Below are 1,575 nucleotides of genomic sequence, written 5' to 3'. Positions count from 1 at the left end.
TGAACGCACCGTTCACTCCCTTCGGCTGTTCAGGTTCCGCTGCGTGCGGGCTGTCGTCGCCGACTTCCTCGGCCCGGGGGTGCGGATAAAAACTTGGACTGGTTTATGCCGCAAGTCCAAGTGACCCTGCCTCGATTTCACGTACAGCAAGAAGTTGCCAACGTCAGCGATACGGAGAATCGAGATGAGAGAAGGCAGGCCGCCCAAGAGGCAGCACACGCAAGAATCAAGGCTGAGGCTGTGAGTGTTGGCCGCATCGGGTGGGCACGACATTGATTTCCATGGAACCTTGAGCCCAAGGGGTCAGGATTCATGAGAATCAACACTTGGCCGATTTGCATGCGAAGTCCCGCTTTCAGCGGCCGGGCAGTGCTTCGCCAATTTCCTGGGCGCTGCGCTGCGAGAGCGCATGGATCACCGCCACCATGTCCAGCCCGCCGTACCCCATCGTTTCGGTTTCGCCATAGAGCGCATGGCTCGCATCCAGCAGCGGCGATGCGATGCCGGCGCTGCGTGCTGCCTGCGCCACCAGGCGGCTGTTCTTGAGCACGTCGGTGATGGCGGCCTGCACGGAGAAATCTTGCGTCACCAGTTTGTCCAGCTTGATGCGGGAAACGTCGCTGGCCATCGGACCCGCATTCAGGGCACGCGCAAACTGCACCAGATCGATACCATGGCGCAGCGCGAAATGCGTGGCCTCTGCGAGGCCGGTGACCATGGTGATGAGGAACAGGTTCACCGCGAGCTTCATCGTCAGCGCAGCCGGCACGTCGCCGCAAACAAGGCTGTCCCGGCACAGGGGCTGGACCAGCTGCCTGACCCGATCGACCTCTTCCGGATCGCCCGCCAGCATGACGACCAGCTGTCCAGCCTCGGCGGGCTTGCGCGAGCCCGAAACGGGGGCTTCGACATACCGCCCCTGGCATGCGTGGATCTCATCGGCCAACGCGCGTGAATAACCGGGCGACGTGGTGCTCATGTTCACGATCAACCGCTGTGCCACCCTCTGTGCAAACAGCGGCGTGCGGCGGCCGAGAACCTCGTCGATCGCCTCTTCGTGCGCCAGCATCAGCACGGCGGTCTCGCACCTTGAGAAAATCGCGTCCAGGCTTTCGGCCACGAGGGCCCCTGCGTTGCGCAGGGTGTCGTAATGCGTGCTGGAGCGGCTCCAGACGACGAGCGGCACGCCGCTGCGCGCAAGATTGAGAGCCATCGGTGTACCCATCACGCCCAGGCCGATGAAGCCGATTGATGTACTCATGGATGTCTTTCCTTCAGAACCGGTAGTTGGTCATCGCACGATCACGCGGGAGGCAGGCAATGTACCGGACTCTTGCGGCTGACGGGCTCCAGCACCGTCGTGCTGCGTCGGCCGCACGAGGCTTCGCATGAGCGATCCTGCCGACTTCTCCGCCAACAAGGCCGAAAACCGTTCGCGCGCGCGCTGGCGTTGATTGATGAGATCACCCGTTATGGCGGGATTGCCGATCCATTCTGGACCTTTGGCGGCGGGACCGTGTTGATGTTCCGTTACCGCCACCGCCTGAGCAAGGACATCGATATCTTCGTTCCCGA

2 protein-coding genes are annotated in these 1,575 nt (G+C 62.3%); one reads left to right on the top strand and one right to left on the bottom strand.

Translation table 11 applies throughout. The features are described 5' to 3' along the window. Positions 1–355 precede the first annotated feature (355 nt). Complete coding sequence (locus tag ACTJLF_RS34520) at positions 356–1,261, bottom strand: NAD(P)-dependent oxidoreductase (RefSeq protein WP_440884887.1); 906 nt, start codon at positions 1,259–1,261, stop codon at positions 356–358. Positions 1,262–1,333: 72 nt separating this feature from the next. On the opposite strand from ACTJLF_RS34520, the gene ACTJLF_RS34515 reads away from it, so the two are divergent. Beyond that, positions 1,334–1,575, top strand: a 242-nt coding sequence (locus tag ACTJLF_RS34515; RefSeq protein ID WP_440884886.1) for a nucleotidyl transferase AbiEii/AbiGii toxin family protein, incomplete at its 3' end; no start/stop codon positions are given.

It is taken from the genome of Variovorax sp. 22077 (assembly GCF_052044195.1).
Taxonomy (GTDB): domain Bacteria; phylum Pseudomonadota; class Gammaproteobacteria; order Burkholderiales; family Burkholderiaceae_C; genus Variovorax; species Variovorax atrisoli.
The sequence above is the reverse complement of the archived record's forward strand: the minus strand, read 5'-3'. Positions and strand labels throughout refer to the sequence as shown.

What these genes read in the sequence shown, in the direction of transcription:
- ACTJLF_RS34520 (WP_440884887.1), bottom strand. Translation starts at nt 1,261, where the DNA reads ATGAGTACATCAATCGGCTTCATCGGCCTGGGCGTGATGGGTACACCG.